Source organism: Microcystis wesenbergii NRERC-220, from assembly GCF_032027425.1.
In the GTDB taxonomy this organism is placed as follows: domain Bacteria; phylum Cyanobacteriota; class Cyanobacteriia; order Cyanobacteriales; family Microcystaceae; genus Microcystis; species Microcystis wesenbergii_A.
Map to the genome: position 1 here is coordinate 1,210,345 of NZ_JAVSJA010000001.1, position 21,277 is coordinate 1,231,621.

Consider the following 21,277-nt stretch of genomic DNA (forward strand, 5'->3'; position numbering starts at 1 on the left):
CTAAGGATAGGCGGTTAAGATGCGTCTTAGTTTAATTGGAATGGTCGATTTGTTAGATTTTTAATAGTCGGTCTGTCAACCGATGGACAAAAACAGTTAAAAGATCAGAATTCAGAGATCAAAGTATGAAACTTCCTACAGGGTTACGGCGAACTATTACCCACGCTTTGGCAACTTTTCTGGGAGTTATGCTCGGTTTTAGCAGTTTAGCGGCGGTAAATGCTCAAAATCTGCCCACTGCTGCCGCCGATCTGGTCAGAATCCCCCCAGAGATGACGGCGGAAAGTTTTGTCGCTAAGGCAGTGGCCCGCACAGGTGCGGCAGTGGTGCGAATTGACACCGAAGCGATTATCACTCGTACCAATAGCCCCTTTTTTGATGATCCTTTTTTTCAGGAGTTTTTTGGGGAACAGTTTCGTGTTCCCACCCAGCAGCGAGTGGCGGGCCAGGGATCGGGTTTTATTATCGATGGCAGTGGTTTAATCTTAACTAATGCCCATGTGGTGGATAATGCCGATAAGGTAACGGTAACTTTAAAAGATGGTCGTAGCTTCAAAGGAGAAGTACGCGGTACTGATGAGATCACTGATTTAGCCGTGGTGAAAATTAATCCCCAAGGGGAAAATTTACCTGTAGCAGTCCTCGGCAATTCCGCATCCATACAAGTGGGGGACTGGGCGATCGCAGTAGGCAATCCCGTCGGTCTAGATAATACGGTAACTTTAGGAATTATTAGCACGATCGGGCGCTCGGCGGCTAAGGCGGGTATTCCCGATAAACGCATTGATTTTATCCAAACCGATGCCGCTATTAACCCGGGTAATTCCGGCGGTCCTTTACTCAACGCCCAAGGGGAAGTCATCGGCATCAATACGGCCATTCGTGCTGATGCCATGGGCATCGGTTTTGCCATTCCCATCGACCGGGCCAAGCAGTTACAAGCGACCCTAGAATCAGGTCAAAAGGTGGCCCATCCCTATATCGGTGTGCAGATGGTTAATCTAACTCCCGATTTAGCCCGGGCTAATAATCAAAACCCCAATTCTGCCATGATCGTGCCGGAAGTGTCGGGAATTTTGGTGGTGAAAGTCTTACCCAATACCCCCGCCGAAAAAGCCGGGATCCGTCGCGGGGATGTGATTGTCAAAGCTAATAATCAACCGGTTAGCGATGGCGGTGAGTTACAGGAAATGGTGGAAAAAACTGGAATCGGTCAATCTTTACCCTTAAGAATCAGAAGGGGTGAAAGGGCGATCGATCTCACCGTAATCACCGCCCAAATGTCGAATCAGTAATCGGCAGTCCAGAGTCAGTTATCAGTGATCAGATGTAAGTTTTCAGTTCACTGTTTACTGTTCACTGTTCACTGTTCACTGAAGAAAAATCCCCCCATCACCAAATCGGTTTTTTTCCTTGAGAGCGTTCTCGGTTTTTCCTCTCGCCCCTATAATCTGTGTGTAAATTAGCTTTATTTCTTTGCGAGGATAATAACTATGGATCCGGCTCAAGTTAGCAATCAAGTGTACTTTATCAGGGATTTAGCGATTAGCTTCGGGGCGAAATTAATCGGGGCGATCGTACTCTGGTTTATTGGTAAATGGTTGATTAATCTAGCGATTAATCTGCTCAAAACCAGTTTAGCCAAGGGCAACGTCGATCCTACCATCGTTAGATATATCATTTCTTTCATCCTCATTGCCCTGCAAGTTGTCCTGATCGTGGCGATTTTGGGCTTTTTTGGCGTTGAAACCACTTCTTTTGCCGCACTTTTAGCCGCTACTGGTATTGCGATCGGGGCCGCTTGGGGGGGGCTGTTGGCCAATTTTGCCGCCGGGGCTTTTTTAGTCATGTTCCGTCCCTTCAAGGTGGGCGATTTTGTCTCTGCGGCAGGTATAACTGGCACGGTGGAGGAATTGGGTTTATTTGCCACTACTATCAACACTCCTGACAATATTAGAACTGTAGTCGGCAATAACAGCATTTTTTCTGGAAATATTCAAAATTTTTCCGCTAATCCCTATCGTCGTGTGGAGTTGACCGCTCAATTAAGTCACGGGGTAAATGTCCCAGAAGCGATCGCCCTGTTAAAGGCTAAAATTAGCCGTATCCCCAATGTTTTGACTAATCCCACCCCCGATGTGGAAATTTTAGAATTTAATCCCTCCGGACTTCTCTTGGCAGTGCGTTCCTATTGCAGTAACGACAACTATTGGCAGGTCTATTTTGACACTAATAAGGTTATCTATGAATCCTTCGGTGAAGCGGGCTATCCTATTCCTGCTACCCACACGGTTTTACACAATCAATAGGGTTTGCTGAAAAAGTCTGTTGGTGGGGTTAGGAGTCAGGCTTCGGCCGTCGGTCGTTTCAGGCTTTGTTGTCCTCCTTTTTCCCACCAGTTTGTGTACTAAAAGAAGGATAATGCAAGGTTTTTGAAGGTCACAATCCTATTTTCTGAGGCATATTTTCGGCTCTCCTCGACTTTGTGGGATAATCAGTGCTTATCATTCGTAGGAGTCTTGCCACAAGGCTTTAAAGACTATATTTCTGGAAAATTATCGGGGGCATTTCCTATTAGCGAGTGAAGCAAAAGATGACTACTACCCTTGAAAGCTTACAGGAATTTATTGATTTCTGTCAACAGCATATTACTGGCAAAGAAAGGAAAGAAGCTCAGATTTTCCTAGACCGTTTCTTTCGAGCTTTTGGTCATAAAGGTGCGTTAGAAGCGGGTGCAACCTATGAGGAGGCGATTACTAAAGGTAGCAAGAAAGGTAAAACAGGATTTGCTGATTTAGTTTGGAAACCTCGTGTTTTAATTGAAATGAAAAAGCGAGGAGAAGATTTAAGTAAGCACTATCCCCAAGCTTTTGAATACTGGAGTCGATTGGTTCCTAATCGCCCTCGCTATGTCTTATTATGTAATTTTGATCAGTTCTGGATTTTTGATTTTGATCTTCAAATAGATGAACCGGTAGATCGAGTAAATCTCAACGATTTGAAAAATCGGGTGAGTGCCTTCAATTTTATGGAAGTAGGGAATCGTACCCCTATCTTTCAGAATAATCAAGTCGAGATTACAGAAACGGCAGCGCGGCGGATGGGTGAGTTATTTCAACTGTTAAAAAAACGCAGTCATAAAAGCGGTTTTGATGAGTTGACGGCCCAGCGATTTATTTTGCAGTGTGTATTAGCAATGTTTGCCGAGGATCGAGGATTGTTACCAAGAGATTTATTTATTTCTTGTGTACAAGAGTGTCTAAATGGGGGCAATTCCTATGATGTCTTGGGGGGATTATTTCAACAGATGAACCAACCCGGAATTACCCCCGCTGGCAAGTATCAGGGAGTGGATTATTTTAATGGGGGACTGTTTAGTATAATTCATCCAATTGAATTAACTAATAAAGAATTAGAGTTTCTGGATGTGGCGGCGCGTCAGGATTGGAGTAAGATCCGTCCGGCAATTTTTGGTAATATTTTTGAGGGGACGGCTAATGCTGAAGAACGCCACACCTACGGAATGCACTTTACCTCAGAAGCGGATATTATGAAAATTGTTCGCCCAACTATTAGCCGCTATTGGGAGGAGAGAATTGAGCAAGCTGGGACGATTGGTGAGTTAAATACACTTCAGTTAGAATTACAGCAGTATAAGGTATTAGATCCGGCTTGCGGTTCGGGTAATTTTCTCTATGTCGCCTATCAAGAATTAAAGCGCATTGAACAGTTATTAATTGAAAAGATTGCTAACCGTCGTCGTTCTTCTAGTGACCAGTTACAGATTAGTTTTGTTACGCCTAAACAGTTTTATGGAATGGATATTAATCCTTTTGCTGTAGAGTTGGCGCGGGTGACTTTAATGATTGCCAGAAAGGTGGCGATTGATAAGTTTAATTTGACGGAAGCTTCTTTACCTTTGGATACTTTGGATAGTAATATTATTTGTGCTGATGCTTTGTTTACGGATTGGCAAAAAGCAGACGCAATTATCGGTAATCCTCCATTTTTGGGAGGTAAACACATGAGATTAAATCTCAGTGATGATTATGTTAATAAAGTGTTTGCGAGGTTTTCTGAGGTTAAAGACTCGGTTGATTTTTGTTCCTATTGGTTTCGTCTAGCACATAATCAATTAGATGAGAAAGGAAGAGCGGGTTTAGTCGGAACTAATTCTATTAGTCAAGGGAAAAGTCGTGTAGCGGCGTTGGATTATATTACTCACAATGGTGGACACATTCATGAGGCGATTTCTACTCAGCCTTGGTCTGGTGAAGCTAATGTTCATGTTAGTATTGTCAATTGGAGTAAAGTTGAACCAGTAAGTTATTATTTAGATAATCATTCAGTTTCTCAGATTAATTCTTCTTTGACGACCACAGTAGATATTTCCAAAGCAGTTAGACTATTGGCAAACAAAAATATTAGTTTTCAAGGAGTGATACCAGTTGGTAAGGGATTTTATATTAAGAGTGAGCAAGCGGAAAAATGGATCGAAAATGATCTTAAGAATAAAGAGGTTTTAAAATTATCATCCTCTGCTAGTGATTTAACTGACAATCCTCATGGAAAACCTAGCCGATGGATTATTGATTTTAACAATATGAGTTTAGAAGATGCTAGTGAGTATAAACTACCTTTTGAGCATATTAAATTAACTGTTAAGCCGGAAAGAGAAATAAATCGTGAGCCTATTATGAGAGAAAAGTGGTGGCGATTTAAACGAACTAACGAAGGAATGAGAACAGCAATCACTTCCATTTCATGCTATTTCACTGTCCCACGAGTCTCTAAATGGTTTATTTTCCTTCCGGCTAAAAAAGAATGGCTTCCTGCTGACTCAACTACTGTCGTTTCTTCTGATGATTTCTATATTCTCGGTATCCTAACATCTAACATTCATCGCCTCTGGGTAAAAGCTCAAAGTTCAACTTTAAAAGGCGATACTCGCTATACCAATACAACCTGTTTTGAAACCTTCCCCTTTCCCCAGACACCTTCACAGGAACTTGTCGAAAAAATCCGTCAAACCGCCGGGGAATTACACGAATACCGCAGCCAACAGATGGAGAAAAAACAATGGGGAATCACCAAACTATATAACCAATTCTTTAACGAACCCAGTAGCCAACTGTATCAACTCCATCAGAAATTAGACAAGCTAGTGATGGAAGCCTATCACTTCCAAGCTGACGACGACATCTTAGAGAAACTATTAACCTTAAACCTAGAATTAGCAGAAAAAGAGAAGCGAGGAGAAACCGTCATCGGTCCCTGGTCTCCTTACTCTTAGATTGTAGAATTGGTAAAGAGTAATCGTCGAAGTTATTGGGTTGCGCTTTTTCAAGCGAATTGAGCTATTTTCGACTTCGTATTGTTGCGCTCAACTCAAACTATGGGGCGATGCGCTCTGCTACCCAGTGCCTTCGCCATCGCACTTAAACCCACAGCTGCAATTAAGTAGGTAGGCGTTAAAAATTGTCAGACACCACCTTTATCAAGGGTAGGGTTGATTCATGAATCAACCCTACCTTATCAGGGGGGCAGGGGGGATCGGCACCCCCCTTATCAAGGGGGGCAGGGGGGATCGAACCTAAAATCCATTTTAAATTTAATTATAACCAGCTACTTAATCTGCATGGTGCGTTCCCCAAAAATCGATCGCTGGAGCAGTAGGAGCCACATTAGGGAACACACCCTACAAGATCATCTGCTACGCAGTGCCTTCGCCACCGCACTTAGTTATCCTCTCCTAACCGTGCATTGGACACTTTCCGCCAGAAACCAATTTTTCTAAAAATTGGCTATTATCAAAAAAATGTTCGACATAAGTCAGTTTTAAATCTGCATTTACATCAGCAATTGTAATGCCATATACCTCAATTAGTTTGTTGGTAGGCGCGTGACCTTTAAATTCTCCTTGATGTGTTCCCCAATGCCTCCATTTAAAAATAACTCTTGGCGGACCGCTATAAGCTTCAATAACTTCCCAAACAAAGCCAGTTTTAAAAGCATTCATAAAACTTGCTGCACCTGATTCAAAATCTTCTGCTTTTGAACTATAAACCGGTGTTTCGCCTAAAAATAAATTATAAGTTCCGCGTTCTATAATGTCTTGTACCGTATATTCCGGACCGTGGTTAGTACGCATTCTAAATCGATGTATATCCACCGATGTCCATTGATTTGGATTTAGCTTATAAGTGGCTTCCATTTCAAATGTTCTTACTAAATTTTGTGCAATAGCTTCTAATGAGCCAGTTGGATGGTGTTTTTCGCTTTGCGCCCTTAATGTTTTATTCGTTCCTGAATAATCAGGGCGTTTTCCATAACGCCATTCTATGCCGTCATCAGCCACAAGTACATTATCTCTATCTTGTATTTGAATAGGAATATTCTCTGCTGACATATTTAACTCCTTCTGTGATCTTTAAAATTGCTGAAACTTACCTAAAAAACGAATACCTCGTGTTTACCCAAAGGTTTAATTGAGCGGTAAATGATCGTATTTCCCCCCCAACAAAAACCCATTAATATTGTCCGCTCCAATGGTGTGTTATGCCCGATCACTTAACTATTCTTAATTTCCATGATCGCGAATAACCCCTGTGGACTGAACAAGGAAGCGAACCATTTTGCGATCACCTAATCTCTAATTGAAACAGGCAACCTTGACGGACTTCACTGTTTGGCCTAACTATGGATTATACGGAAACTTTCCACATATCACGCTAAATACACATTTTTTAAAAAATCTTTCCGTATATTACTCTCCTATAAAGCGATCGCAAGAAACTTTCCCTAATAAAATTACAAGTAACCGTGTTATTTTGAAAATCCCACAGGGTGGCTGATACAAAATTAGGTTATACTTCATCTTTATGAGAAAAGCTGCCATACCGGAATCTAATTTTGGGGAGATTGATTACCATATTTAAGTTCATTTGTCAAGAAATTCGCTCATTTTTAGGTGCGATCGCTTTTTACACAATTATTCCGGTTCCGATTGCCTGGCCTGATTTTGGCAGAATTGCCCGATGGATTCCCTTAGTGGGCTTATTTTTGGGTTTAATTCTAGTTTTGCTCGATATAACTCTAGCTGGTCTGGGAATGCCCCCCTTAACTCGTGCGGTTGTCCTTGTGGCAGTTTGGGTTTATCTAACGGGAGGACTACACCTTGATGGAGTTAGTGACACGGCCGATGGTTTAGCTGTCACTGACCCCCAGCGTCGTTTAGCGGTCATGGCCGATAGTGTTACCGGGGCCTTTGGAGTCATGGCCGTGATCATGGTTTTGCTGTTAAAAATCGCCGCTTTGACAGATTTAAGCGATAATCGAGCCTTAGCCCTAATTTTAGCACCAATTTGGGGACGTTGGGGGCAAGTAATGGCGATCGCTCTTTATCCCTACCTCAAACCCACCGGTAAGGGAGCCTTTCATAAAGTGGCTTTTTGTCTGCCTTGGGACTGTGGGGGAGTAATTTTGGGGTTAATCGCCCTATTTGGCGGTCTAAGGTGGGGAATAATCGCCATTAGTGCCGGAATCGCCCTCGCTCTGCTTACTGGTTACTGGTTATATCGTCGTCTTCGGGGTCATACCGGCGATACCTACGGTGCGGTGGTGGAGTGGACAGAGGCTCTATTCTTGGTTTTTTTGACAATAATTACCTAATTTTTGCCCTCCACGGCCCGTAAACGGGTTAATTTCAGGGTAAAATTTCCCCCACCGGTTTCTCCGAAAGCTCTCACCCGAATAATATATTTACCCGACTCGGTAATGCGCGCAAAGAGGAGGGCATTAGTGCCACCATCGGGACCATCATCATTTTCCGCTACAGTGGAACCATCGTCGGCCAGGAGAATTAAAACTCCATCAAAATTTTCCGATTTGAGATCGATGGCCACCTGATCGTCCTTGTCCAAATCTACGGTATAATCCCTAGCAAACCCCCCCTCCCCCGTGGGAATATCTTTGTCGGTGAGAGTATCGTTAATTTCTTTATTGAGGATGAGGGGGACGGGATTATAGATTTTTTCCGCTCGCACCGGCAAAGATTGACCGCTTAACCAGAATAAAGTGAGCAAGACGCATAAACCAGAATAGCGACCAGTCAAAGGAAATCTTGTCATAATGGCAGATGTTCGTTTTCTCAATCTCCCTATTCTACAAAAAACTGATAACTATCAGCAGTTCGACAAAATTAAATTCAGAATCTGGAAAGGGGGAACAACAGAACTGCGGAACTGCCTGTAATTAATTTGCTTAACTATGAATATATATTCCTTGTTGGCAAAAACGAGTGAAAAATCTCCCTTTGAGCAAGGGAGTAAGAGGGAAGATAAAACCCGTTTAATACTAAATCCTGTTATTAAAAACTGATTATTTATTCTCCCCTACCCCCCCTTGCCCCCCCGACGTCGGGGGGGTTGCCTCTTGCATGAGTGCCTGTCCTGATATGTAGCCTATACTCAACGGATTTAGTATAAGGTAATTGCTGTGATTATTAATTGACAATATTTAAAGGAGATTAATTAAAAAATGAACTAGAAGTTAAAAACTTAAAGGGGGTTCTTCCATGGGCAAAGAAGCTAAAGACTGAGTGATATGATAGGCTTGACCGCGATAGGTAACGGCTACCAGTTTCTGAATGGGTTGAACGACACCACGGTTTTTTAAATAGGGAACACCACGATAGCTTAAAATCATCGGACTGGAAGCAACGGTGGCAGTGGGATTTTTCTCGTAAGCAATGCCGCGATAGGTTAATTTCATAGCTGTCCCTGGAGATAATTAGTGAGCCATTCCTATCTCCATCTGCGGCGAAATTAATTCCAGAAAAGCTAAACTTTTTTCTGGGTAAATATCCTACCAAGAAGACCCTCGATAGCGCATTTCTCGACGCAAGGCATAACGACGGGCAAAATTGGGAACATCGCCCCGATGACCTAATAAAATGACCGTATCGCCTTGCTGTAGAATGGTGGAATTGTCGGGATGGGTGATGACACGACCATCAAATTGACGGACAGCGACGATAATAAAAGCACCCTGTCCCCGCACTTCCATCTGACTGATAGGTTGTCCCAAAAAGGGCGAATCGCTTAAAATCGAGTATTCTTCAAATTGCAGGTCGATATCGGCTAATAATTCGTTGAGATTGCGCCTACCTTCATCTTCCTGTAAAAAATCAATCGCGGCCGGATGGGTGATTAAATGGGCCATTCTCTCTGCTCCAATGGTAGCAGGTAAGACCACTTGATCGGCCCCGGCTAGTTTTAATTTTTTCTCGGTGCTGGGATATTCTCCCCTAGCGATGATGTATAGTTGCGGACTGAGTTCTCTTGCGGTTAAAGTGATGAAGACATTTAAGGCATCATCGGGCAACACCGTCGCTAAAACTCGCGCTTTGTCGATACCGGCTTTCTGGAGAATACTTTCATCGGTGGCGTTACCATTAAGAGTTATGTAACCTTTTTCCTGAGCTAATCCAATGCGATCGGGGTTATTATCGACGATAATAAAAGATTGGGCTGTTTTTGCCAATTTAGTCGTTAGGATGCGTCCTATGCGCCCAAAACCGCAGATTATGACGTGATTTTCTAAGCATTCCATCTCTTTATTCATCCGGCGATCGCTAAAAGCTCTGTTAATTTCTCCCTCGGTCAGCATCTGAAAAAACCCTCCCACCACATAAACGGCCGAGGTGGTCCCACAGATGATAACTAACATGGTAAAAGCTCTCAGACTGGGAGTGTTAATCGGTTTAACTTCCCCGAAACCTACCCCAAATATGGTGATAATCACCATATAAACGGCATCGAGAAAACTCCAACCGTAGGCCATATAACCGATAGTTGCTCCGACTACCGTAGCGAGAAAAAAACTCGCACCGATGATAATCCTTTTCAGTGAACTTTGCATCGATTTCCGTGACCTGACCATCTAGCTATCAGCTTACAACAGTTATCAGTTATCAGTTATCAGTTATCAGTTATCGGATGTGAGTTTTTAGCTATCGAACTACTTAGGGTTTGCAGAATAAGTCCCCAGAGGGAATCTAGGAGCCACACAGTTGGCAAAATGGTAATTTCGTCGCTTAGTTTCTGAATTTTATCTGGCGATAGCCAATAAAAGTGCAAGGGTTTTGAGTCCCTCGGATCGATTTCTCAACGTTTGTTTCTTGCACTTTTTTGGTTAAAAAAGTCCCAAAAACCTTTTCTAGCAAGGATTATACTGATATTCAGCAAACCCTACTTAATCAGTACATAGCATAAAAGCAAGCTGTGATTGAGTTATAATTTTTGGAGATGTTTACTGATTACTGTTTACTGATTACTGTTGAGACTTGACATTGGGGACAAAAATGAGAGGAGCGCCCACTTAATTTAATTCTGGCAATAGTTGCACCGCAAAGACGACAATTTTCGCCAGTACGACCATAAACCCAGGCCATCGCCCCATAATTGCCGTTAACTCCCGTAACGTGGAGAAAATCGCTAAAACTGGTGCCGCCTTCAGCGATCGCGGTTTCCAATACAGAAATAATGTTTTTTGTCAATAAGTCTATTTGCTCAATTTTTAAGAGATTAGCGGCAGTTTGGGGATGGATACCACTTTTAAAAAGAACTTCATCCGCGTAGATATTGCCAATTCCTGCCACCACATTTTGATCGAGGAGAAAAGTTTTAATCGGACGACGACTTTTTTGACAGTGACTATAGAGGTAATCGGGGGTAAAATTGCGATCGAAGGGTTCTAGTCCCAGTTTTTTGAGACCAGTAATCACAGTTTCTGGGGTTTTATCGGCGGCAATCCACCAAATTTTCCCGAAAGTGCGGGTATCGATAAAGCGCAATTCTTGCTGATTAGCAAAAAAGAAGCGTAAGCGCGTATGAATCGGCAGGGGAGTGGTATCTTTTACCCAGAGCAATTGTCCGGTCATACGCAGATGAACCCCGATACTGCTACCATTATCTAAATTGGCGAGGAGATATTTGCCCCGGCGCTGCCAATTGCTAATCGTGGTCTGAGCAATTCCTTGCAGAAAAGTTGCCTCGCAATTAGGATAGGCTAGGGTACGCTGTAATAATACTTCCCCACCGATAATTTTTTTGCCCTGGGTAACTTGATTTAACCCGCGACGCACCGTTTCTACTTCTGGCAATTCTGGCATATAAGTGATTGAACAAAATTAAGTTCTTGGTTAGGGTAGGCAAAAGGCAAAAGATAGATAAACAGAACTTTTTAAGTAAGTGATTCTAATTAAATATAAGATAGATTTTGCCTCTGATCCCCCCTGCCCCCCTTGATAAGGGGGGTGCCGATAGGTGGGGGGATCAGAAAATTTTTAACACCTACCTACTGATCGGGAAACGACACCAGATTAACGTCAATTCTACTTTAACTTTAACATTTCGATAGTATCAATTATTTCCCGTTCAAAACTGACTTGAGCGCGATTAGTTTTACCACCAATATAAAAGCGATCACCCGATTGTAAAGCCCAAATTTGGGAATGGGAAAAGTAACTCATTACTACTCCCATCATCAATAAAGCAAAACCTAAATAGACAATCGGGACTCCCGGATCTGCCTTAATTTGTAAACCTGTACTGCCCACTAATTCGACTATTTTTAGATTAACTCCATTGATAGGAATCGTCATTCCTTCTCGTACAGCAGAGGTTAAATCTCCCTTAGCATCATAGACAACTAACGTACCTTGTAAATCTCTGGCTAAAAGAGAAACTCCCTCACTAAGATCGGTTTTAGTCGGAATCCAAGTTCCCCAGATTTGTCCATTACCTTTCGTGTCTAAACTAGCCATCGGTAGCTGTAGGATTGGACTATTATTCACCTGTACTTTTACCCCAGCAATTCCCCAACTGGTTTGATAAAAAGTCACCCCTTTATGGTGCAAAGGTTGATTAACTTGAATAGTTTTGCGATCGATCTGCTGTCCTTGATTATCGATTACCGACAGATCAGAATAAAATTGTTCTACGTCACCTTTAGGACTATAATCAATCCAAAAACGATTAACTTTAATCCCCCAATCTTTAGGGAGAGAATTTTTAGATAATGGTCCGGCTTCAATAATATTTTTAACCTGAAAACTATCGCCACTAGCTACCATTTCTTGAGCGAAAAAGCCGGTTAACGCTCCCCAGATCGCTCCCGCTAAAATAATTAACATGGCTGCATGAACGATAATCGGACCGATTTTACCAATCAGACCTTTACGAGCATAAAGACTGTTATTTTCTAGAAAAACTTTGTAGCCTTTTTTTTCTAATAAGGGGGTTAGTGATTCTAGGGAACCGGTTTCTAATTCAGCACTTAAAGCTAGTTTTTGAAATTGGCGAGATTGTTGATAAAATTGCCAGTTTCTTGCCGCCTTTAAAGCGGGTAATTGTCGTCGGAAGGTACAAGCGGTTAAACTGGAACCAAAGAGAATTAATAATGATAGATACCACCAAGTGCTATAAACATGATTTAATCCCAATAGTAATAAAACTTTCCAAGTCAGAAAGCCAAATAAAGCGGGTTTTTCAGGATAATTAACTTGGTAGAAAGATAGAGATTGGCCCTGTTCGATTACCGTCCCAGAAATGCTAAAAATAGCGATTAAAAGTAAGAGGATAATTGCCAATCGCAGATCGGCAATAGTCTGGATAAATTTACGTCCCCATTGAGGCGGTCTATTCTTTAAATTTGAGGAAGTTTCCGATATAGTCATAGTTAAAAGTTTTGTCATTTTAGCCAATTATCTATCATAACTCTCCACCATCACAGCAGACGGGATAATAAAGAAAAAACTCCAAAACCGATTAATAAAACCCCACTGACAGGATTAATCCAACCGGACCATTGACGCAGGGAAAGAAAGCTTTTCAGCGAGGCAGTAAAAGAACCGACGATAATTAGGGGTAAAACATAGCCAGCAGTGTAGGATAACAATAATCCCCCTCCTAAGCTTAAATCCCCCGTATTTGCCACCCATGCCAATAAAGTTGCTAGAACAGGTGTACTGCAAGGAGAGGCGATTAAACCAAATGTTAAACCAAGAAGATAGGACCGCAAAATCGGAGGAAAATCCCCGGTAATCCAATCGGTAGCGCCAAGGGAGGGGAAGCGCAGGGGTAATAATTCCAAGAGGTTTAACCCCATCAAAATAGCGATCGCACTGACGATAATTGGTAAACCGATCCCCACCTGTCCATAGACTTTTCCTAAAGTAGCGGCAATTAGTCCCAATCCCGCTAAGGTGGTGGCTAATCCCAGAGAAAACCATGTGGACTGCCAAAAAGCCGCTAAACGACCTTGATTTTCGTAACCCCCGATATAAGCGACGGTAATCGGCAACATCGACAGCATACAGGGGGTAAGACTGGTGAGTAAACCGGCTAGAAAAATCACGGCAATACTGACAAAACTAAGGTGAGTTAGTTGGGAAGTCACTAAGCGATCGGCGTATTGTTCAAGGTGATAGAGTTGAGTCTGTAATTGGTCTAACATATCGGGGAATTTTTCAGGCTAAATTTGGCTCATTTCTAGGATATTACCATCGGGATCACTGACAAATAATGCCTTTCTACCCGAGGCACTCATTTGAATTGTATAACCTTGACTTTCTAGATAGTTACCCATGGCTGCCACGTCATCAATAGCGAAGGCAATATGAGGATTGCGTCCCCATTTTTCGGGATTGGGACGGTAGTTTTGGTAATTGGTATCGACAATTAAATGAATTTGATAATCTCCCACTTGATACCAAACCCCATCGTATTGAAAAGGGCGATCAATTCTAGTCAATCCTAGAACATTTTCGTAAAAGTTAACGGCTTTTTCTAGCTCCGTGACTAAAATCGCCGTGTGTAAGGATTTGGTGATGTTCATAGTTAATATCTGACTCGCGGATCGAGCCAACTATAGGTTAAATCGGCAATTAAGTTAAAGATAACAATTAAAATCCCATAGATAAAGGTAATCGCCATCACTACGGGGGTATCACTGCGGGAAATAGAATCAATTAATAAAGCACCGATACCCGGCACACGAAACACTTGTTCTGTAACTAAAGCACCGGTAAAAATTGAGGGAATATCGAGAGCAATCAGGGTGACAACGGGGATTAAAGCATTACGCACTATATGCTTAGTTAGGACAGAAAAATTAGTTAGTCCCTTGGCTAAGGCAGTTTTAACGTACTCTTGGTGAATTTCTTCAGTTACGGAAGAACGCACGAAACGCATCAACATCGCCCCTTGATATAAGCTTAATACGGTTACGGGCATAATTGACTGTTTAACCTGCTCGATCAAACTATTAAAATCGCGGATTTCTAGGGTACTGTTATAAAAAGATGGTAGCCAGTTTAACTGCACACTAAAGATAATAATTAATAATAATCCCGTCACAAAGGTGGGTAAAGAAAAGCCCAGCAGGGAAAAAGTAGAGATGATTTTGTCTAACCAAGAATAGCGCTTGACTGCTGAAATTACGCCCAAAGGAAAAGCAATTAAAACCCCGAAAATATAGGCAATACCGACAATCCAGAGGGTTGTGGGTAAACGCTGCCAAATGAGGGTAAAAACTGGGCTGCGACTGGTGAAAGAATAGCCCATATCTCCTTGAAGAAATGCTAACAACCACTTGATATAACGCACGGGAAGGGGTTGATCTAATCCGAGACTTTTGCGAATATTTTCTCGCACCGCTTCCGTAATAGCTGGATTAGCGGCAAATTCCCCCATCGGATCCCCCGGCGCTAGGGCCAAAATGCCAAAAACCACCATACTAATGGCTAAAAGAGTGGGAATCGAAAATAATAATCTTCTCAGAAAATATTTGAGCATTTATTTACTACGCTTCCAGTCTTTGATGTTCCAAGTATTTCTATCCCAGGGAGTTAATTCAAACCCCGACAAACTATTACTAATTGCCACCACATCGGCACGATGAACTAGGGGAATAATCACAAAATCATTAATTAACATATCATTCATTTTAATCGCTATTTCTCGCCGTTTTTCTGGGTTTAATTCTTGACTAAAAGCTTGCCATAATTTATCGTATTCAGGATTACAATAACGAGCATAATTATCCCCGGCCCAACCATCAGCTTTTTGAGGAATTTCGCTACAAGTAAAGGTTTTAAAATAGGCTTTTGGATCAGGACTATTATTACCTGTAGTGTACATTTGTAGGTCAGCATAAAACTTTTCTACCGTGTCATCGTTAGCAGGATCGCTAGAAAAGAAAATACTGGCATCAACAGTTTTTAATTCTACTCCTACCCCGATCGCTTGTAAACTTTGTTTGATAATTTCTTGGGTTTTCTGACGGAGAGGATTGACGGTAGTTTGAAAAACTAATTTCATTTCTACCCCATTTTTATCCCTAGTGCCATCACCATTACTATCTTTCCATCCCGCATCATCTAGTAATTTCTTAGCCTTTTCTAGATTAAATTCATAGCTAGTATTGGGGGAATTATATTCCGATGGCATCACAATAAAATTAGGAGTTGTTTTCCCAGTAATACCATAAAGTTGCGTGGCAATAGTATCTCTGTCAACGGCTAAAGATAAAGCTTCTCTTACTTTCACATCACTCAAAAAAGGATGGGGAAACTTAATACTAGACCTCTCACCTTCAGCCGTAGCTTGATTAGGATCACTCAAATTAAATAACACTCGTTCAATCAAAGAACCGAAATTAGATATTAACTGACCCCGACCCGCTTTTTCTAAATCACTTAAAACCTTGGCCTCTACTTGCAAATTATAGGCATAATCCGCCTCCTCTGTCTGTAAAACCGCTCGTGCCGCAGAAGTTGCATCACCTCCTCCTTTTAATTCTATTCTTTGAAAACCTAATTTATCTGCTTCTCTAAAGAAAGAATTTGGTTCATAAACCGCCGTATCTCCCGGTTTAAATTCTACCACTTTATAGGGTCCAGTTCCCACTGGTAATAAATTAGCGGGGGCCTGGCGTGCCGTTTCATTGCTATACTTTTCATAGAGATGAGCGGGTAAAATCATCCCTTCTGTTCCCACAAAAACTAATGACCAAGCGGGATTAACTTGTTTAAAAGTTATTTTAACCGTATGGGGATTGATCGCTTCCACACTTTTAACTATTTCATAATTGCCAGCGCTAGTAGAACCAGTTTTCGGATTGGTAATAAAATTATAGGTAGCGATGACATCTTTGGCAGTAAAAGGAGTACCATCTGACCATTTAATATCTTTTTTTAGCTTCCATGTCACCGATTTACCATCCCGGGCAACTCCCCCATTTTCAATAGTAGGAATTTCCGCCGCTAAAAAAGGAACTAATTCCCCTTTTTCATTAAAACTAGCCAAAGGTTCTAAGGTAATGCGACTCGCTTCTGAGTCTTTAAATCCCGTGGAGAGATGAGGATTTAAAATCGTCGGCGCTTGCCAATATAAAAGTTTTAAAGTTTCTGAATTATTATTGGTCGTTGCCGGAGGATTATTAGCTGTTTGTTGACGACAAGCACTAAAAAGCAGCGTACAACTAAGGGATAAAATTAACAGGGGCAAGAAAAGCGATCGCTTAAACATTTTTAATGACAATCAATAATTCAACAGGGTGACTTAGGTGATTCCCTAACCCACCAATAACAAGTTATCAGACATTGAGTCTTGATCTCGATCGATTAATTGATTATTTGCCTTTATCCATTCCTAGTCAAGTTAAATCGATCGTGCTATAGTAGCGATGCTGTACTAGACAAGAAAATCTTAGGCACGGCGACGAAATGGGTTCTTCGGTTTGTGTTATGCAATGTACGGGGGTTATAAGGGACGGAACCCTTATAGAGAAAAACGTTTGGCGATTTTTGTCAATTGTTTTTGATCTAGAGCGAACTAATCAATTAAATCTCTTGCCAGATAAGGATTTAGTCGATTTATGCCACCCTATCGAACCATAAAAAGTAACGAAGAGCCAGAAAATCCGTATTTGGGGTGTTGTATGGAAAAAATCCGTCTAGTATATAATTGGTGTGGTAGCCATCGCTGTAGGGTGCGTTCCCTAATGTGGCTCCTACTGCTCCACTAGCAGTAGGCTAATCTGGCTAACACGCTTTTGGGCGTGATATAGGGAAAAGTTCTGGCGATCGCGCCTAAATGGGGTGATATGCCGAAAGTTGACCCATATCATTACTTTTAGGAGTGTTATACAGAAAATTTCCGTATAATTAATAGTTAGCTGCATGAAACCAAAACCTTACGGAGTCAAAGTTTGAAGAATCAAAAGCGACAAGCCATCAGCCTTTTTTCAGGGGCAGGCGGCATGGACGTAGGTGTACGGGATGCTGGCTTCAATATTCTTGCAGAGATTGAATTCGATCAACACTGCTGTGCAACTTTAGTGGCTAATGCAGAAACTCATGGATACAACACAAAAGTCATTCATGCGGACATACGAACGATTGCTCCAAAGCAATTGTTGAACGATTTATTTTTAAAGAAGGGTGAGCTAGATTTGCTTTTCGGTGGTCCGCCTTGTCAATCCTTCTCTTTAGCAGGTAAACAGCGTGGTTTGGAAGATGAACGAGGACTGCTCCTTTTTGAAATAATTAGATTTGCGAAAGAGTTACAGCCCAAAGTAATTTTTCTTGAGCAAGTCAAAGGGTTGCTTTCCTCAAAGGGCGAAAACAATAGGCGCGGCGAAGTATTTGAAAAATTCTTGGAAGAACTGGAGGCTATAGACTACACACCGAAATGGCGCGTAATTATGGCAGCCGATTATGGTGTTCCTCAATTAAGGGAACGGCTTTTTGTTATAGCCACCAGAGGGCGTAACGGATTTTATTTTCCAGAGAGAACACATGCGCCTATAGAGGAATGCAATGGGTTATTTTCGTACAAGCCATATATCGGAATAGGTGAAGTCCTAAATGGATTGTCAGAGCCAGATCAAAAAATTAAAGGCAAGACTGTTTACGATAGAGCGGATAGCCATGTTGATGTAACTCCACCACGAGATCGTGAGAGAATTGCTCAAGTCACTGAAGGCTCTTATCTGGCAGCCCAAACCCACCTTGGGGAAGAACTCCGCTGCGGATTATCACCAAAAGATACAACCAAATATTTGCGTCTTCATCGAAAACGCCCATCAAACACATTGCGGTGCGGGGAAATATTTTATCATCCTACTGAAAGTCGATACTTGACTCCTAGAGAATATATGAGGATACATGGTTATCCTGACAGCTACATATTGAAGGGGCCAATTCGATCAAGAACAGGATCGGTTCCGAACTTGGATCAGCACAGGCAAATTGCTAATTCTGTTCCCCCTCCCTTAGCTAAGGCAATGGCACTCCAAATCAAAGGATTTTTAGATGAGCAAAATATTTGAACTGTATGGATATCGTCTTGACTGCTGGAATGCAGAAGCCTCTGCCAATAGAGAAAAAGCATGGTGTCCTTTTATGGATGCCGAGTGTGACGGTGGCGGAAACCGTTACCTTTCGGCATTAGACATCAACAAGAATCCAACACTAGAAAAGTTTTTTCCAGGAAAGAAAATAGTCCAATCAGGTGTTTGCTCGTTACGTTTGCGAGATTCTGAGCAGCCATGGATTGTTTGTCCACGCCGTCTATTGTCCTTGAAAGGACAACAAGAAAACTATCAAGCCCATGTTCGGGAGCAATTGGTCAAATATTCAAATCTTGAACAAGGAAAGCTCTACCGGGCATGGTCTGAAGTTAAAATGAAAGTAAATACCACGAATGATGATGATGAGGCAAAATCCTTCGACTATACGTTTGATTATGTCATAGCAGGTGCGAGCCGAAAAAAACTATCTGAAGTAGCCGTACTGGTTGGGAAAGGAGTTCGCGCAACTCAAAAAATTGCTGAAGAAAATCAATATACTTTAGCATCCCGAAACGGAGAGCTTTGGATTGACGATTTTCCTTCTGATCCAATTGTCATTGTTGAAATCATGACATCAAGCACGTCAGGGGGCGACAAAAATAAACGAACCCAGATTGCTATGGCTTGTGAGGATGCTATCGTTTCTCCAGAAACTCATAACGGCCCAGGAATTAACTATCGCCAAGTATGGGCACGAATGGTTAGCCAATTGATTGTAAAATCCCAAGTTGGTCTTGCTTGGAATGGCAAAACCTTCTGGCTTCTTCAGGATCTTCTTGCTCAATACATCTCCTCTACCACAGCATTGGACTTGTCAAAATACATTGCTCAACATCCTGATGAGGTGAATATTCTTGCATTCGGATACGGCGAAATTGATGCAGAACCTACTTCACCGATCATAGAACTCAGTGACTCTACTTTTTATGCTGGGCCTATAACCGAGAATGCCGACAATTCAGTTTCTAAGGGCTTCGTCGAGATTGTAAAAATTGGTGCTCCGCCGGATAAAGAGCATCTATGGCGTTCTTTGTTCAAGAAGGCACCATGTGGAAACATCACATGGAAATGAAGAAAAAGCAGCTAGGGTTGTAACCAGTAACGTTATGGGTTACACTTAATGGATGATAGTCAGTTTCAAGCATCGAGGACTAGAGCAGTTCTTTGAGTCGGGAACCACCCGAGGCATTCAGGCAAATCATGCCAAACGAATTCGGCTGATTCTGGCTCGTCTCAGTGCTGCAACTTCACCGCAAGACATGAACTTGCCCGGATTGGTACTTCATGAACTGGCAGGGCAACGTAAAGGAACCTGGACGGTGAGAGTATCTGGAAACTGGCGGATCACTTTCACCTTTGACGGTGTTGATGCTTGTGATGTCGATCTTGAGGACTACCACTGATGAAAATGCATAATCCACCACATCCTGGTGAAGTTCTTAAAGAACTTTGTCTCGAACCTTTAAATCTGACTGTGACTGAGGCTGCTGAAGCATTGGGTGTAAGTCGAAAAACCCTATCTGCCATCTTAAATGGTAGGGCAGGTATTAGCCCCGAAATGGCAATTCGCTTAGGGAAAGCTTTCGATACATCTCCTGAAAGTTGGCTCAATCAGCAAATGCAATACGATCTATGGCAAGCAGAGCAGACAATTGGCAATATCAAAGTCAAACGGCTATCAGTTGTCTAACCAGGGTTTGCAGCCGACGGACTCAACACCCCAGTGCGATGCCGAAGTCACTGCATAGCAGATCGCCGATCGCGTAGGGTGCGTTCCCTAATGCAACTTCTACTGCTCCACCAATAGATTTTTGGGGAACGCACCATGCTAGAGGATTATAAAAATATTTGCCGTCGCACTCCAACCCATCGCGGCTGAGTTCAACCGTTATCGAGAAAAATAGTTAAATCCCGTCAAATTCCCCTAAAACTTTCACCTCTGGTTCTAACCAGAGGGACCAGCGATCGAACACTTGTTCCTGCACATGGCGAATTAAACGCAGAATATCCGAGGCTTTTGCTGAACCAATATTCAGGATAAAATTAGCGTGTAACTCTGATACTTGCGCCCCACCAATTTGATAACCTTTTAATCCCATTTCCTCAATTAAAGCCCCGGCAAATTGCGGTTTAGGATTGCGGAAAACACTACCACAACTAGGACGATCATAGGGTTGGGTACTTTTGCGATGGAGTAAATTATGGGTAGTAATTGCCATTATTTCCTCGCGATTATCGGTAGCTTCTAACTGAAATGTAGCTTCGACAACTAAACGTTGATTCCCTTGCAGAGAAGAACTGCGATAACTATAATTTAAATCTTCTTTGCTTAAAGTTTCTAACTGACCATCGGGATTTAATACCAGCGCCCGCACTAATCGATCCGCCACACAGGAGGTGTGCGCCCCCGCATTCATCACCACAGCCCCCCCCACCGTACCGGGGATACCCACCGCCCATTCTAGGCCCCTCCAGCCCCTTTTTGCCGCTCTCCAAGCTATTTTTGGCAGGGGTTCCCCCGCCGCTGCTGTAATCGTAGCAGTTTCGGCATCAAAACAACTCGATCGCAGATGGCGAGTATTGAGAACAAGTCCGGGTAAACCTCGATCGCTGATTAGTAAATTTGAACCAGCCCCCAAAACAGTCAAGGGTAAATCTTGCGATCGCACCCAAGCGAACACTTCTCTTAATTCCTCTAGATTAACTGGTTCGGCATACCATTGCGCTCTTCCCCCCACCCGGTAGGAAGTGAAATCAGCTAGAGAAACAGAGGATTTAATCATAGGGTTTTAGGGGGTTGGGGAGCATTTTCAGTGAACAGTAATCAGTAATCAGTAAACATAATAACTGATAACTAATA

At 42.3% G+C, this 21,277-nt stretch carries 19 protein-coding genes; 8 read left to right on the forward strand and 11 right to left on the reverse strand.

All coding sequences use genetic code 11. The features are described 5' to 3' along the window. Positions 1–125: 125 nt before the first annotated feature. The 3 genes from RAM70_RS05870 to RAM70_RS05880 all read left to right on the forward strand — a co-directional run bounded on the left by RAM70_RS05870 (position 126) and on the right by RAM70_RS05880 (position 5,293). The gene (locus RAM70_RS05870) at positions 126–1,295 is read left to right on the forward strand and encodes an HhoA/HhoB/HtrA family serine endopeptidase (RefSeq protein ID WP_045359472.1); all 1,170 of its coding nucleotides are present in this window, start codon (positions 126–128) and stop codon (positions 1,293–1,295) included. Positions 1,296–1,493: 198 nt separating this feature from the next. Then, entirely contained in the window at positions 1,494–2,309 is an 816-nt protein-coding gene (locus RAM70_RS05875) for a mechanosensitive ion channel family protein (protein WP_045359474.1), read from the forward strand. Positions 2,310–2,593: 284 nt separating this feature from the next. Beyond that, complete coding sequence (locus RAM70_RS05880) at positions 2,594–5,293, forward strand: DNA methyltransferase (RefSeq protein ID WP_312672758.1); 2,700 nt, start codon at positions 2,594–2,596, stop codon at positions 5,291–5,293. A 459-nt stretch (positions 5,294–5,752) separates the two neighbouring features. On the opposite strand, the gene RAM70_RS05885 is transcribed toward RAM70_RS05880, so the two are convergent. Further along, on the reverse strand, positions 5,753–6,409 hold the full coding sequence (locus RAM70_RS05885) for a nuclear transport factor 2 family protein (protein ID WP_288001262.1): 657 nt from the start codon (positions 6,407–6,409) through the stop codon (positions 5,753–5,755). Between the two features lie 503 nt (positions 6,410–6,912). Here RAM70_RS05885 and cobS point away from each other — a divergent pair. Beyond that, on the forward strand, positions 6,913–7,671 hold the full coding sequence (cobS, locus tag RAM70_RS05890; protein ID WP_045359478.1) for an adenosylcobinamide-GDP ribazoletransferase: 759 nt from the start codon (positions 6,913–6,915) through the stop codon (positions 7,669–7,671). On the opposite strand, the gene RAM70_RS05895 is transcribed toward cobS, so the two are convergent. From RAM70_RS05895 to RAM70_RS05935, 9 genes are all read right to left on the reverse strand, one after another. Further along, entirely contained in the window at positions 7,668–8,129 is a 462-nt protein-coding gene (locus tag RAM70_RS05895) for a PPC domain-containing protein (RefSeq protein ID WP_045359480.1), read from the reverse strand. The two genes, cobS and RAM70_RS05895, sit on opposite strands and share 4 nt — an antisense overlap. 421 nt (positions 8,130–8,550) lie before the next feature. After that, a complete protein-coding gene (locus RAM70_RS05900; protein WP_312672759.1) occupies positions 8,551–8,772 on the reverse strand; it encodes a DUF4278 domain-containing protein in 222 nt (73 codons plus the stop codon). A gap of 93 nt (positions 8,773–8,865) precedes the next feature. Beyond that, the gene (locus RAM70_RS05905; protein WP_312672761.1) at positions 8,866–9,921 is read right to left on the reverse strand and encodes a potassium channel family protein; all 1,056 of its coding nucleotides are present in this window, start codon (positions 9,919–9,921) and stop codon (positions 8,866–8,868) included. 397 nt (positions 9,922–10,318) lie between these two features. Further along, positions 10,319–11,173, reverse strand: coding sequence for a DNA-formamidopyrimidine glycosylase (locus RAM70_RS05910; RefSeq protein WP_045359483.1), 855 nt, complete (start codon positions 11,171–11,173; stop codon positions 10,319–10,321). A gap of 222 nt (positions 11,174–11,395) precedes the next feature. Further along, positions 11,396–12,739: a cytochrome c biogenesis protein gene (locus RAM70_RS05915; protein WP_312672763.1), complete on the reverse strand. Its 1,344-nt coding sequence runs from the start codon at positions 12,737–12,739 to the stop codon at positions 11,396–11,398. A gap of 50 nt (positions 12,740–12,789) precedes the next feature. Then, entirely contained in the window at positions 12,790–13,518 is a 729-nt protein-coding gene (locus RAM70_RS05920) for a cytochrome c biogenesis protein CcdA (RefSeq protein ID WP_002736734.1), read from the reverse strand. An 18-nt stretch (positions 13,519–13,536) separates the two neighbouring features. Beyond that, entirely contained in the window at positions 13,537–13,899 is a 363-nt protein-coding gene (locus RAM70_RS05925; protein ID WP_288001254.1) for a VOC family protein, read from the reverse strand. A gap of 2 nt (positions 13,900–13,901) precedes the next feature. Next, positions 13,902–14,858 (reverse strand): ABC transporter permease, encoded by a 957-nt coding sequence (locus RAM70_RS05930; protein ID WP_312672766.1) that lies wholly within the window; start codon positions 14,856–14,858, stop codon positions 13,902–13,904. After that, on the reverse strand, positions 14,859–16,592 hold the full coding sequence (locus RAM70_RS05935) for a peptide ABC transporter substrate-binding protein (protein ID WP_312672768.1): 1,734 nt from the start codon (positions 16,590–16,592) through the stop codon (positions 14,859–14,861). It abuts the gene before it with no gap. 682 nt (positions 16,593–17,274) lie between these two features. On the opposite strand from RAM70_RS05935, the gene RAM70_RS05940 reads away from it, so the two are divergent. From RAM70_RS05940 to RAM70_RS05955, 4 genes are read left to right on the forward strand one after another with little or no spacing between them, the layout of a single operon-like run. Beyond that, positions 17,275–18,396, forward strand: coding sequence for a DNA cytosine methyltransferase (locus RAM70_RS05940; RefSeq protein ID WP_149039030.1), 1,122 nt, complete (start codon positions 17,275–17,277; stop codon positions 18,394–18,396). Continuing rightward, positions 18,380–19,489, forward strand: coding sequence for a hypothetical protein (locus RAM70_RS05945; RefSeq protein WP_045359490.1), 1,110 nt, complete (start codon positions 18,380–18,382; stop codon positions 19,487–19,489). The genes RAM70_RS05940 and RAM70_RS05945 overlap by 17 nt, the downstream gene beginning before the upstream one ends. A 52-nt stretch (positions 19,490–19,541) precedes the next feature. After that, positions 19,542–19,820, forward strand: a complete 279-nt coding sequence (locus RAM70_RS05950) for a type II toxin-antitoxin system RelE/ParE family toxin (protein ID WP_002803252.1) — start codon at positions 19,542–19,544, stop codon at positions 19,818–19,820. Further along, the gene (locus RAM70_RS05955; RefSeq protein WP_002767514.1) at positions 19,820–20,107 is read left to right on the forward strand and encodes a HigA family addiction module antitoxin; all 288 of its coding nucleotides are present in this window, start codon (positions 19,820–19,822) and stop codon (positions 20,105–20,107) included. Before RAM70_RS05950 ends, RAM70_RS05955 begins: the two co-directional genes overlap by 1 nt. 214 nt (positions 20,108–20,321) lie before the next feature. On the opposite strand, the gene murB is transcribed toward RAM70_RS05955, so the two are convergent. Beyond that, a complete protein-coding gene (gene murB, locus RAM70_RS05960) occupies positions 20,322–21,200 on the reverse strand; it encodes a UDP-N-acetylmuramate dehydrogenase (RefSeq protein WP_288001243.1) in 879 nt (292 codons plus the stop codon). Between the last annotated feature and the right edge of the window lie 77 nt (positions 21,201–21,277).

Coding starts and splice junctions, on each gene's coding strand:
- RAM70_RS05950 (WP_002803252.1), top strand. CDS start 19,542: ATGATAGTCAGTTTCAAGCATCGAGGACTAGAGCAGTTCTTTGAGTCG.
- RAM70_RS05955 (WP_002767514.1), top strand. CDS start 19,820: ATGAAAATGCATAATCCACCACATCCTGGTGAAGTTCTTAAAGAACTT.
- RAM70_RS05945 (WP_045359490.1), top strand. CDS start 18,380: ATGAGCAAAATATTTGAACTGTATGGATATCGTCTTGACTGCTGGAAT.
- RAM70_RS05885 (WP_288001262.1), bottom strand. CDS start 6,409: ATGTCAGCAGAGAATATTCCTATTCAAATACAAGATAGAGATAATGTA.
- RAM70_RS05905 (WP_312672761.1), bottom strand. CDS start 9,921: ATGCAAAGTTCACTGAAAAGGATTATCATCGGTGCGAGTTTTTTTCTC.
- RAM70_RS05895 (WP_045359480.1), bottom strand. CDS start 8,129: ATGACAAGATTTCCTTTGACTGGTCGCTATTCTGGTTTATGCGTCTTG.
- RAM70_RS05910 (WP_045359483.1), bottom strand. CDS start 11,173: ATGCCAGAATTGCCAGAAGTAGAAACGGTGCGTCGCGGGTTAAATCAA.
- RAM70_RS05935 (WP_312672768.1), bottom strand. CDS start 16,592: ATGTTTAAGCGATCGCTTTTCTTGCCCCTGTTAATTTTATCCCTTAGT.
- RAM70_RS05875 (WP_045359474.1), top strand. CDS start 1,494: ATGGATCCGGCTCAAGTTAGCAATCAAGTGTACTTTATCAGGGATTTA.
- RAM70_RS05925 (WP_288001254.1), bottom strand. CDS start 13,899: ATGAACATCACCAAATCCTTACACACGGCGATTTTAGTCACGGAGCTA.
- RAM70_RS05920 (WP_002736734.1), bottom strand. CDS start 13,518: ATGTTAGACCAATTACAGACTCAACTCTATCACCTTGAACAATACGCC.
- RAM70_RS05880 (WP_312672758.1), top strand. CDS start 2,594: ATGACTACTACCCTTGAAAGCTTACAGGAATTTATTGATTTCTGTCAA.
- RAM70_RS05915 (WP_312672763.1), bottom strand. CDS start 12,739: ATGACTATATCGGAAACTTCCTCAAATTTAAAGAATAGACCGCCTCAA.
- RAM70_RS05930 (WP_312672766.1), bottom strand. CDS start 14,858: ATGCTCAAATATTTTCTGAGAAGATTATTATTTTCGATTCCCACTCTT.
- RAM70_RS05900 (WP_312672759.1), bottom strand. CDS start 8,772: ATGAAATTAACCTATCGCGGCATTGCTTACGAGAAAAATCCCACTGCC.
- RAM70_RS05870 (WP_045359472.1), top strand. CDS start 126: ATGAAACTTCCTACAGGGTTACGGCGAACTATTACCCACGCTTTGGCA.
- murB (WP_288001243.1), bottom strand. CDS start 21,200: ATGATTAAATCCTCTGTTTCTCTAGCTGATTTCACTTCCTACCGGGTG.